Annotated in this window: 12 protein-coding genes; 2 read left to right on the top strand and 10 right to left on the bottom strand. The window is 55.1% G+C overall.

Annotated elements, in window-relative coordinates; translation table 11 throughout:
• Positions 1–151: 151 nt before the first annotated feature.
• Both Q0688_RS26835 and Q0688_RS26830 read left to right on the top strand, forming a co-directional pair.
• Positions 152–409, top strand: coding sequence for a hypothetical protein (locus tag Q0688_RS26835; protein ID WP_299084951.1), 258 nt, complete (start codon positions 152–154; stop codon positions 407–409).
• A gap of 218 nt (positions 410–627) precedes the next feature.
• Positions 628–1209, top strand: a complete 582-nt coding sequence (locus Q0688_RS26830) for a 3'-5' exonuclease (protein ID WP_299084948.1) — start codon at positions 628–630, stop codon at positions 1207–1209.
• Positions 1210–1344: 135 nt separating this feature from the next.
• Here the strand turns inward: Q0688_RS26830 and Q0688_RS26825 are convergent, their stop codons facing one another.
• From Q0688_RS26825 to Q0688_RS26780, 10 genes are read right to left on the bottom strand one after another with little or no spacing between them, the layout of a single operon-like run.
• Positions 1345–2955, bottom strand: coding sequence for a hypothetical protein (locus Q0688_RS26825; RefSeq protein ID WP_299084945.1), 1611 nt, complete (start codon positions 2953–2955; stop codon positions 1345–1347).
• Positions 2948–4798, bottom strand: a complete 1851-nt coding sequence (locus Q0688_RS26820) for a hypothetical protein (protein WP_299084942.1) — start codon at positions 4796–4798, stop codon at positions 2948–2950. The genes Q0688_RS26825 and Q0688_RS26820 overlap by 8 nt, the downstream gene beginning before the upstream one ends.
• Complete coding sequence (locus Q0688_RS26815; protein WP_299084939.1) at positions 4795–5952, bottom strand: hypothetical protein; 1158 nt, start codon at positions 5950–5952, stop codon at positions 4795–4797. Before Q0688_RS26815 ends, Q0688_RS26820 begins: the two co-directional genes overlap by 4 nt.
• Entirely contained in the window at positions 5945–6763 is an 819-nt protein-coding gene (locus Q0688_RS26810) for a tail fiber domain-containing protein (RefSeq protein WP_299084933.1), read from the bottom strand. Before Q0688_RS26810 ends, Q0688_RS26815 begins: the two co-directional genes overlap by 8 nt.
• A gap of 16 nt (positions 6764–6779) precedes the next feature.
• Positions 6780–7427: a hypothetical protein gene (locus tag Q0688_RS26805; protein WP_299084932.1), complete on the bottom strand. Its 648-nt coding sequence runs from the start codon at positions 7425–7427 to the stop codon at positions 6780–6782.
• 9 nt (positions 7428–7436) lie between these two features.
• Positions 7437–7709: a hypothetical protein gene (locus Q0688_RS26800; protein WP_299084929.1), complete on the bottom strand. Its 273-nt coding sequence runs from the start codon at positions 7707–7709 to the stop codon at positions 7437–7439.
• Positions 7709–9076 (bottom strand): packaged DNA stabilization protein, encoded by a 1368-nt coding sequence (locus tag Q0688_RS26795; protein WP_299084926.1) that lies wholly within the window; start codon positions 9074–9076, stop codon positions 7709–7711. Before Q0688_RS26795 ends, Q0688_RS26800 begins: the two co-directional genes overlap by 1 nt.
• Complete coding sequence (locus tag Q0688_RS26790; protein WP_299084923.1) at positions 9073–9348, bottom strand: hypothetical protein; 276 nt, start codon at positions 9346–9348, stop codon at positions 9073–9075. Before Q0688_RS26790 ends, Q0688_RS26795 begins: the two co-directional genes overlap by 4 nt.
• A gap of 3 nt (positions 9349–9351) precedes the next feature.
• A complete protein-coding gene (locus Q0688_RS26785) occupies positions 9352–9804 on the bottom strand; it encodes a hypothetical protein (protein ID WP_299084920.1) in 453 nt (150 codons plus the stop codon).
• A complete protein-coding gene (locus Q0688_RS26780) occupies positions 9779–10111 on the bottom strand; it encodes a hypothetical protein (protein WP_299084917.1) in 333 nt (110 codons plus the stop codon). Before Q0688_RS26780 ends, Q0688_RS26785 begins: the two co-directional genes overlap by 26 nt.
• Positions 10112–10132: the final 21 nt, after the last annotated feature.

The raw sequence follows: 10132 nt of genomic DNA, 5'->3' as shown, positions 1-10132 counted from the left end.
GAGGTGGAACGAGGAATACTCTACGCAAGACGGGTTTTACAGTGGCTGGATTCCATATCCGGCATTAGGCGCATAACACCATATTCAACGTCGCACTGACATACTTATTGCGTCACTGTGATGTTTAACACAACCAACTATGGGGTGGATAATGGCTTATTTTTCAAATAGCAGTGAGGGTGGAGTGTTAGACCAGCAGTGTATGGACTGCCCGATAGCTGATGATGCGCCCTGCCCGATTTTGCTTGTGCAAGCGACTTATAACTATAGGCAGCTGGATGATGGCAACGAGAAGTTACGAGAGGCAATGAATTGCCTGATCGACGACAAGGGCAACTGCCAGATGAAGCCCATACTCGATGAGCAGTTTGGCGGCGATACAAAAACATTGCAGTTATTTGATAGCTAACCACTTTCAATAGACCTATGGGGTGAGGGTATGAAAAAGAATGCGAAAATAGCAGCCGCAATGAAGCGCAGGAATAAGCGAATTAACGCTCTGTATCAGCGGCGAGCACGACTGTACCGGCAGGGCGTCAAGCAGATTGAACTGCCCTATGCGCTAGTAAATATTGAGCGACGAGTAAAATTCGATCTGTAGCCACCAATAGAGAGTAAGGAGAAAATATGATACTCACAGCATTCGACACAGAAACCTCTGGCCTGCCAGAGTACGAAAAACCCAGTGATGACGAAAGCCAGCCGCATATTGTTCAGCTTGCCGCCAAGCAGGTTGATTGGGAAACAGGTGAAATCGTCCAGTCGATGAAATTTATCGTGAAGCCTAGTGGCTGGGTTATCCCGCCAGAGGTCGTCGAGATTCACGGCATTGATAACCACAAGGCGACACGCTTTGGTGTGGATGAAAACCTAGTGGCCGGAATGTTCATTGAAATGGTTAAGCGCTCCGACATGATAGTGGCCCACAATGCTAGCTTCGACAAGCGCATAGTGCGAATTGCCATGATGCGGTTTTTCGGACGAGCTATTGCTGATGATGTGAAGCAGTACATGAGCAAAGAGCGCACTATCTGCACCATGAACAAGTCGATCAAGACTGTTGGCGCTGGCCGCTATCCAAGCCTTGCGAAGTGCTACAAGCATTTCACCGGGGAAGACCTGAAGAACGCGCACGATGCCGAGGCAGACCTTGATGCCTGTCTGGTGGTGTTGCGTGGACTGGTCGAGCAAGGAGCGGTCGAGTTTTGAAGATAGCAAAATGGGTCGGCACAGGCGAGCAGTGCCGGTGACGTTCATGCCGCCAGCCGATGCTGAGTTTGGTGAATAATTATTTTTTTGTTGTGCTTGCTATGCCCGCTTCGGCGGGCTTTTTATTGGGTGGGATTATTGCCCCAGCAGACGAAAATAACCGCTCTGGTTAAACGATGTTGCCGATAGGGGCTGAAGCCTGAACCCATCTATTGCGCTGGGCGATCCGGTGAATCCATAAAGCGCGGCAACTGATGATAGGCCGTATGATGTGCTGAAGTTGTGCGAAAATACATTGCCAGTCAAGATGCACGGCTGCGCTATATCGACCAGCGCAAGCTCCACAAACCCCGCCACGTAACTTGTGCCAGAATCTGGAAGCCCGTCTATTATTTGTATGCCTGATGACGATGAGGCGTCCCACGATGTAAAGCCCACAATGCTGTCGCCTATGCCGCGCTGATCGCCATCCGTGCTATAGACGCCCGACTGCCTGACATTCAGATAAATAGGCGTTTCGCCAGAGCCTGTATTGGTGTCATACCACTGGCGAAATTCAAGACGCACACGAGAGAACCCAGCAATGGCGGCTTGCTCCCATGTTAGCGTCGTGCCCGTCTTGAGAGCCCAGTCCTCTATAAGCGTCCATGACTTGAATGACGTGTCTAAGCCGCTCAGTCCAATTCTGTTGCCATACAAAATGCTGCCGATCGACTCCGGATCGGTATTTGAAAACGTGTCAGGATCAATATTGCCAGAGGCATCAGTAGAGAATGCACACAGTTGACGATAGCGCGTATAGCCAGCTGGCTTGTTGGCGGCTGATGCGCTGACATCGAAACCGGCATCAACAGTGCCGTCAGGGTCCGATATGATGAAAAAATAATAATCCGTACTTACCGCCTTGGAACCGGTGAATAGCCCTCCCTGATTATCGCCAGCGCTCCACACCGCATCCAGCTGTTTGGTCAGGCCACTGGCCAGCGCCATGTCCAGCTTATTGGCAGAATCTGTGCACTGCCCTGCTGCAATATCGAGGTCGTTGTCGGCGTCTGTTGCGTTAATAGTGACGATGAGCCCTGTGATGTAGTCATCCGGCAGGCGGTTACGACTATCGATATGCGAGCGCCTATCCACAATGGACGCGGTGGTGATTGCCCCTGCCAGCGTTGTGACGGTGTACAGCGGTAAATGGTGCGACTCAATAGAGTCGTTGTCGACTTTGTAGAACAGCCCATCGTCAACGCTAAACACCAGCGTCTCAGTGGTGCCATCGTTCATGGTGATACCGGTCGGCGTTGTCGCCTCATACACAGCACCGTTCGCGCGCGATACGCGATACGGACCCACCGAAAAACTGAGGCCGCTATTCAGCGAGCTGTCATTGTGGAACATGTCGTTCTTGCTGATTTCCTCCAGCACCTTGGCGTCCACATAAGTCGTCGTTACCGATCCGGCGTCTCCCTGAAAGCCCTCGACGCTCTCGAGCTCCCAATACTCGGTGCCGTCTGGTCGCTCTAAGCGGAGGGAGTATGACCCATTGAGATAGACCTCTCTGGCCGCGAATAACCCGTTGGCGTCCAGCGTCAGGTTTTCATCGAGCGCAGCAGAATATGCCGCATCAGAATACGGCGCCTTGGGGTTGGTCTTGGGGTTTTGGTTGGGTAGGCCAAAATACATGATGTAACCAGCACAGGGCACACCATTTTCAAAAAACTGTGGAACTTCGGTGCCTAATTTAGCCATCGGTTTCATCCAAAAGGTTTTTTAGCGCTTGAATCGCAGAGTATCGATCGCGGCCCCTCAGAGCGTTGATCTCCGTTACGCCGACATCAACCAGCGTGTCGATGGGGCCACGGCGCAAATCTGCGCCCTGTACCAGACCGCCAAAGCCGCCCGGCGCTTCGTGCCGGATGACGCGATTCATGTCCGTATACAGTCGCGTTAGCGTCATCAGGTTGTCGTCGAATTGACCGCCGTGCTTGTTGGCTTTCTCGGTCAGGTCGTTCATCACCTGAAGCACACGCTCGCCATCGCGGTAGTTCGTCAACGTTTTGCGCGACAGCAGGCCGAACTGGCGGTCGGTGGGGTCGTATTTTTTGCCTATCAGGTCGTCGACCTCTTTTACGGTGTCGAGTAAGTCGGTCATCACATCATTCGCATCGGCATAATCTGGCGAGACTTGGCGAATCGACTGATTCAGGTCGTGGCGAAACTCTTTGAAAAAAGTCTCTACCTTGCCGGTGATGCCCTCAGCCGACTCGCGACCGTAGCCCACCATATCATCGATGCCCAGCTTGTAAATGTGCGCCTTGTGCGCGTCGACCCGGCCAGCCGTCGCCAGATCGGACAGAAATGCCTGCATTTTTGTTTGCGCCGCAGGATTCAGTGCAAAGACCGAATCTTTAAATACAAGCGGCTGCAATGGGTCGAAATTACCGTTGGCGTCGACGCCATAGCGCACGCCCAGCTCATCGAGGCGACCTACAAGATTATCGGTAGCTTCTCGCAGGTCGATGGGTTTGCCTCGCAGGTCTTTGACCGCGACGTTTTTTCGTTTTCTGGCAGCGGTAATGGTGTCCTGCAGGTGCTCGTATCGGTGTTTGGCGCTTTGGCCAACGATGTCAGCGGCTCGCATTTCTCCGGCTTCGGGAGTAATGGCGCCACGCTCGATGCGATCACGTAAATCGACCATACGGCGACCTTGCGTTTTAGTAGCCGCGTTAGCGTGCTTGAGGTGATTGACCACCAGCGGGTCAAAGCCGTTGCCGAGGGCGTCTTGTGCATTGGGGTGATCCTCAAGACGGCCGTCGACAAGTCGAAAGCCGGCAGCCTCTTCATTAAACACATCACCGGCCTCTAGGGCGTCCTGTGCCCTGCGCCTCAGAATCATCTGTGATGGCCGCATTTTTCCAGTCGTATCCAATGTGCGCCCCGCGACATTGGCAACGCCCTGCCCCACGGCAATCATCAAGTCGCCGCCCGCTTGCACGGTTGCCTGACCGGCAGCTCTTGCTGCACTGATGGCTGGTTTCATACCCGCCGCCGCTTCGGCAATCTCTGGCAGGAAATCCCCAACTGCCTCGCCGTATTTGCGCGCACCCTCACCTAGATAGAACTCGGCAATATCCCCGCCGCCCTCGGTGATAAATGGCTTGGCGCCCGACAGGGCCTTCATCAATGTTTGAATGGGCGCCGACTGAGACAGGCGCTCCAGACCAATGCGCCCTTCCTCCGTCTCCGGGTCAATCGTCATCGCCTCAGCGAGGTCGTCAGCGATCTGGCGCGCTTCTTCTGGCCTGAATGGAATGCTAGCGATGCCGTAAAGGGCTGACAGCGGCTGCGTGACAGCGCCTGACAGCGCGGTAGGCGTCGCGCCTGCAATCTGGTCCATCAGGGGCGGCGGCTCGGCTTGGCGCTGCTGGTTGTCTCTGAGGAAGAACTCCTGTTCCTTGACTGCCTCGGGGCCGCCAGACGCCCACGCCTTTGCCTTCAGGCGTGCCCACTGGTCTTGGTCTGACGCCGGGATGTCGTCGGGCACTGTGACATCAAACGTGCCGTCGCTCGACCTTACTCGAATTGTCGTCATGGTATCGTTATGACTCGATCAACGCCGGGCGGCAGGTTTGCGCCCGATCCCTGAGAGTCGCCCCGGTTTTCACTCTGGCGCTGCTTGCTGCTTTTTTTGTGTTTAATCCAATCCGGGATGGTTTTGTTCCCGCCCCCCAAAAATCCCGCAATTTCTTCGACGGCCGACAACAGTTTTTTCTGTGCAGTTATCCGCGACTGCAGCCATTCTTTGGTTTGCGCCGTGTTCAGGTTTTTTGGCGGTGACCCGGTTTCGATAGCCAGTCGCATTTCCTTTTCCGACAAAGCGCCAAATGTGTACTGGCCAATAATGTCGAGACCGAAACGATTTGATAGCTGGCGCAGACGCAGCGTGTTTGCATTGAGCGTTGCCAGCCTGCTTTTAAACACGCCAGTCTCTGCGCCGTCATCGATTAAACGCACGCCCTCTTCAAGACTCGATATGGATTCGCTAATAGGGCCTGACTTATCATATACGTCTGCAGCGTAATCGGTGGCGACCTTCAAGGCGTTTTCATAGCCTCGAGCCTCTGACTTGAACTTTTTCGATGATTTTATGGCGTCGGCTGCAGCCTGACCGGTGACCTCTTCGCCACCGGGACGCCTGACCGTCACAGAGCGGTCGTCATTGGCGAATATAACCGTGCCATCTTCCAATATTTCTGCCTTTTGCACATCCGGGCCAAAGTCTTCGCCTAGATACTTCAGGGCAGAAATCGATTTTTCGCGCATGTCTGCCGTGTAATCCCGGCGCTCCTGAAGCTCGGTTATGACGCTCAGGGGATCATCCAGTGCGCGCGGTGCCGCGTCGGCTATGTATTCCATATCATCAGGGTCGAGACCGTCCTTGTTTTTGCCAAGATAGCTGATCAGCCTGTTATAGATGTTTTCTTCGCTGGCATCGGTGAGCAGGGAGTCCAAATCTTGCAGGTCACCATCAAACATGGAAACCGCGCGGTACGCCCCATTCAACAGCTTTAGCCTTTCCGCTTCGGCCTCTTGTTTGTCGACCTTGCCCGTCAGATATTTCTCATTGAGCCCGGCAAGCCTATCTTCGCGCTCGCGTAGCTTGCGGTTTCGAGGATTGAACTGGCGTATTTCATCAGTCAGCGGCGATATGTCTGCCACCAAGTTGTATCGGGAAAAATCAACCATTGGCCACCTCGTCGCCCAGTGAGGGCAGCACTTTCATATAACCCGAAGCGTCCATAGTGACATGCTCCGGGTGTTTGTCGGCCACATCCTGCGCCAGCGGTCCAATAGTTGAATGCCCCGCCATCTGTTCGGCAAATTCCGGCTTCCAGTCCCAGCTGTATATTTTGGTGCCGTCATCCAGCTCGCCAACTTCCTGAATGTTTGTTTTCATGCGCTCATCGGAGAAGAATGAAGCCACGGTGCCGACCAAGCCAAGGGCGTTGCTTTGCCCCTGCGCCTGAGCCTGTTGCGCTGCCAGTGCTGCCTGCATATCGTTCGACGCAATATTTGCGCCTGTTCGCTGGCCAAGATCCGACAACACTGAGCCGGCACCCTCACCCAGCCCTGAGAGCTCTAGCCGGTTTTCAAAAAGGTCGGATTCAGCGCTAAGCAGTAAATCAAGCTCTTGGGCAGGATCAATACCAGCCACGGCACCGGGCACTCTCGGCCGATCAAGCCCGACGCTCTGCATATAATCTGCCGCTGCATCGCCGCGAAAATCCTCGATGTTATTTAGAAAGCCATCCACTGCCGGCTTCATCTGAAAGGGGTTGTAAGTGGTCGCCTGCGATGTCACGCCCGGTAATTGCGCGTGAGCGGCATCCAGCGCCGGACGCAAATTGCCTTGAGTTATATTGAACTGGCGAAGAAGCTCGCGCTCACTGATTTCGGCCGCATCTTCTGCTGCATCGCTTCCGGTTTTCCCCGTAAACCCACCAACGAGATCACCATAGAATCCCTTGTGATCTTTGTACGCTGAGCCCAGACCCATGATTGCCCCCTATAGCCTATTCAACAGGCGTGTCGTTTGTCGTCGTTGGTGGCTTCTGGCGCTGGCGATAAAATGACAGTCCGGCAGCACCTAGTCGCGCTACATTTTGAGCGCCTTGCGCCTGTGTTTGAGCGCCCGACAATATGCCGCTCGCCAACATATCGCCGGTTCTCTCGGCGCTATCTTGTCCCAGTCGCGATAATTTCATACCCGAATTGATGCCAAACTCGGCGATTCGCTGCTGTCGCTGGTTCATGAAACTTTGCAGACTCAACAAGAACGACATGTGCGCGTCGCCCTCTATATCGGCAGCTGTTTCCACGCCAAAGCCGGACCGCCGCATACCACTGGCCCCCAGCTGAGAATTAACATCGCGCATGCGGTCTTCAATAGCCGGCCTGTTCAGTGCCTCAGACATCGGGGCATAAGCCGTTGCGTAGTCCAGTGCGCCGCCCGGTGTTGCTGTACGCGACAACCCCGGCAGCATCGAGTTGCCGGCATCGGTAAATGGTTGCAAGTTAGCTTGCGTCCGATCAAGCATTTCGCCCATCGTCCGGGCTGCTCGCTCTGACGCGCGAACGGTGCGGCCTGCAGCGCGTACGCCTGCCAAATCTAGCGGGTCTTGGATGAAGTCGTGCGCAGAATCAAGGCTTTCGAGACTCATGTTTTTCTCCTATGCCGATATAGGCAGCATTGTATCGCTGCGCAGCCAATCTGTGCCGTCGCTGAACGCCATTATTGGCGAACCGAGCGCGCCATTCGACACGTAAATAGCGTGCCCCTCAAATTTCGCAGCATTTGGCACGCCAGCAACTGTATATTTAGGCAGCTGAACAGCAAGGCCCAAGTCGCCCACATCGTCCAGAAATGACTGGAATGGCTGCGTGGGACGCCCCTCTGCATCGACAATGCTGTCACCGTGCTGCGGCGTCTGCTGGCTGGGCATCAGTATGAACCGGTGAAGTGAATCGCTTTTGTGTTGAAGTTTACGTCGCTGGTGGTGCGCAATCGCAGGCCCATGTGAGATTCAAACTGGCCTATACCGCCCTGCCAGATAACACGCTGGTCGCGGTTGCCGTGCCTGCCAAGGCTGCGCCATACAGGCTGGTGAAATTCCTGCGAGTCCCTAGAGACCTGTAGCGAAATCGTCCCTTCGGTGACGCCAGTACCGGTCAGACAGTCGAGCTCTATCGAATCGGCAACGAAGTGGCTGCCCTTTTCCCCGCGAACAAACGTTTCTATGACGCGCTCTACCGGCGCCGTGTATTCGGTATTAACATCAGCGAGCTTGCCAATTTGCGTGGTCGTGGCATCACCAACGATATAGGTGTCATAGGCGCGCGTCATGTGGTTCGCGCGATAATTGTCGTTGACCCCTGAGCGCCGATATATCCAGTTGCCGGCACAGTATGCCAGCGTGATGTCGCTCAATCGCCACTCGATAACCTCCTTGTCCTTCCACTCGTAACGCATCGATGTCACTGCTGACAACTGTGCTTCAGTGTAGCCAGAGAGGATTTCCTTGATCGCCGGGTTGCTGATAGGTTCGGCTCGACCGGGCTGCATTATGAAAAAGTCCGGCATTCCCTCGCGGTCTCTGCCCAAAAATGCAAACGTGCCGCGATAGTGCGCCTTGCCGGCAATGTATCCGGTGTGCACTGCGCCCTGATCAACACGGCGAAACGTCGCCACGGTGTCGCCGGTATCGCGAAACAGCTCGGTAGTTTCCTGCCCAAGAATATACAGGTCGTTTTTGACTACGATGGCGCCTATATTTTTGTCTGGCAAAAGCTCGGCGTCGAAAAAATTCGTGGCGGGAATACAGGAAGCGCGCGCGGCGTAGGTCATCCCGTTGACATCGGTATAAAAGCAAGGCCCGCCATCGGTTGGCACAAACACGAATCGGCCATTGATGGCGACCACTTCATTAGATGACACATAATCGCCGTCCGTGATTTGGCCGAAGTTGGTGCCGTCATAAACATAGGCATTGCCGCCAGCTACTTGGATCACCAGTACGCTGTAATCCTGTGCAAATCGACAATTGGCAGTCCCCGACACTGTGCCTCCTGACAGATTTGAAAACGTGCCGTCAGACGCAATTTTGGCAAATGACCCCACCGAGACCATATACGCTTCGTCTTGAAAGGTGACCGCTCCGCGACACGCACCGTTTCCTGTGGAAAAGCCGGTGATGCCCGGCGCTTTTAGTAGCCCAGACTCAACGCGGAACAGATTGACTAGCGACTCCTTGAGCTCGGGAAAGTCGTCGAGCCCGACAATGCCATTGGGTAGCGGGATGGGCTGCCTCATGCAAGGATCGCCAAGGAGTCCATACGGCGCCAGTTCACGCCGTCACAGAACGCCATGACCGCTGCGCCACTCGCCCCATCTGAGACATAGGCCGCGTCACCCTTCATGGTGAGCGAGACCGTGGGCAATGCTGCCACCGTGTACGCGGGCGCACGAATCAGGTCTTCGACTGTCACCTTTTTGGCCGAATCACCGCTAGCGGGCGCGAAAGGCACCACGTCCGTGCGATTGACGGTAGTTGTGCGAGTCAGGTTAATGATGCGCGTGGCCATAAATCAGGTGCCTAAACTGTCGCTATTGCTGCCCAGCGTGGTGGGCTCGGGGAAAAATCGCTTGGAGCGCGGCCCCACGTTGTTGCCCTGCCCCAGCGGTAATTTGCCGGGCAGTTGCTGGACCGGGTTGGGGCCATATTTGGCCTTGATACGGCGACGGGATCGACGCCATGCACGAAGCAGGCGACGCGCCGGCTCTTGGGGTGCTCGCGTGGTCATTTCCAGCGCCAGCGAGTGCGACAGACCCAGCTCGATGTCGCGCGGGTTGTTCAGGTCGCTCGCCAATACTGTTGGGATGGTGACGCCTGTCGCGACACCAATGCTGGCCCACTCTTCCAGCATCCCAATCAGTCGATCGAGCGCATCCTGCTCAAGCTGCGGATCGGCCGGTATCAATTCCGACTGCATTCGCAACTCAGTGAGCGCATCACTAACTATTTTCTGTGCTGTTGCCATTCTCTTCATTGCCCTTGTTGGCAGCCGCTTTGGCCTTGGGTTTCGGCTTTTCCTTGCTGGCGGCTTTGGCTTCTTCGATCAGCTTGGCGCGTTCTTCCTCGCGAATCTGATCACGCAGCGCCTGCTGTTCTGCGGCCTTGGCCTCTGCGTCGGCGGCGGCCTTGGCGGCCTTGGCTTCGGCATCGACGCTGTTGAGCGCGTCTACCTCTTCGGCATCGGCACATAGAACACCGTCGACCCACTTGGGATATTGGTTCTCTTCCGCTGCAGGGTCGTAGTTGTTGTTTTTCTGCTTTTTGCGTGACATAAATTTACCTCTGACTGTTGG

It is taken from the genome of uncultured Paraglaciecola sp. (genome assembly GCF_937123705.1).
Taxonomy (GTDB): Bacteria; Pseudomonadota; Gammaproteobacteria; order Enterobacterales; family Alteromonadaceae; genus Paraglaciecola.
Note: the sequence above shows the minus strand (reverse complement) of the source record. Positions and strands in the feature narration are given on the sequence as shown.